Consider the following 1,027-nt stretch of genomic DNA (forward strand, 5'->3'; position numbering starts at 1 on the left):
GTCACGTCTGTGGTACGGAAGTAGAACTGAGGACGGTAGCCCTTGAAGAATGGAGTATGACGACCACCTTCTTCTTTGGACAATACGTACACTTCACACTCGAACTTGGTGTGCGGGTTGATAGAACCCGGCTTACACAGAACCTGACCACGCTCAACGTCGTCACGCTTGGTACCACGCAGCAGAACACCTACGTTCTCACCCGCACGACCTTCGTCGAGCAGCTTACGGAACATTTCAACGCCAGTACAAGTTGTCTTCACGGTATCTTTGATACCAACGATTTCAACTTCTTCACCAACCTTGACGATACCGCGTTCTACACGACCGGTTACAACAGTACCACGGCCAGAGATAGAGAATACGTCCTCGATCGGCATCAGGAACGGCTGATCAACAGCACGCTCAGGATCCGGGATGTACGCGTCCAGAGCTTCTACCAGCTTCTTAACAGCGGTAGTACCCATTTCGTTGTCGTCTTTACCTTCCAAAGCCATCAACGCAGAACCGGTAACGATCGGAGTGTCGTCGCCCGGGAAGTCGTACATGCTCAGCAGGTCACGAACTTCCATCTCAACCAGCTCAAGCAGCTCTTCATCATCAACCATGTCCGCCTTGTTCAGGAACACAACGATGAAAGGAACACCAACCTGACGAGACAGCAGGATGTGCTCACGAGTCTGCGGCATAGGGCCGTCAGCTGCGGAACAAACCAGGATCGCGCCGTCCATCTGTGCCGCACCAGTGATCATGTTTTTAACATAGTCAGCGTGGCCCGGGCAGTCTACGTGTGCGTAGTGACGGGTCGGAGAATCGTACTCAACGTGTGAAGTGGCGATGGTTATACCACGTGCACGCTCTTCCGGTGCGTTATCGATCTGGTCGAAAGCACTTGCAGAACCTGTACCCCAAACTTCGTGACATACACGAGTCAGAGCAGCGGTCAGAGTGGTCTTACCATGGTCAACGTGACCGATGGTACCGACGTTTACGTGCGGCTTACTACGTTCAAATTTTTCTTTAGACA

1 protein-coding gene is annotated in these 1,027 nt (G+C 52.4%); it reads right to left on the reverse strand.

Annotated elements, in window-relative coordinates; translation table 11 throughout:
- Positions 1–1,027: elongation factor Tu (gene tuf / locus K5L82_RS16540; protein WP_223134967.1), on the reverse strand; the 1,027-nt coding region annotated here is incomplete at both ends.

Origin of the sequence: Marinobacter sp. AL4B (assembly GCF_019916045.1) — a bacterium.
Classification (GTDB): domain Bacteria; phylum Pseudomonadota; class Gammaproteobacteria; order Pseudomonadales; family Oleiphilaceae; genus Marinobacter.